Genomic DNA, 202 nt, shown 5'->3' on the forward strand with positions numbered 1-202 from the left:
TGCAACTTCTGCCACTTTTACGAAGCAGGATGCGTATCCTACTCCTTTGGCTCCGGTGGCACGAGTGACGGCCCCTGCCACCTGTACGTCAGACTCGAAACATACTCTTAATGTATACAATCCTAATTATACCTATTCTTCAGTCCCTTCGGGCTTGATATTTTCGGCAACAGGAGAGATTGAGAATGCTGTAAATGGAACC

At 47.0% G+C, this 202-nt stretch carries 1 protein-coding gene; it reads left to right on the forward strand.

From position 1 onward, the window contains the following. Positions 1-202 (forward strand): hypothetical protein (locus X939_RS23875; protein ID WP_044200368.1); only part of this gene is annotated, 202 nt, incomplete at both ends.

It is taken from the genome of Dyadobacter tibetensis Y620-1, from assembly GCF_000566685.1.
Taxonomy (GTDB): Bacteria; Bacteroidota; Bacteroidia; order Cytophagales; family Spirosomataceae; genus Dyadobacter; species Dyadobacter tibetensis.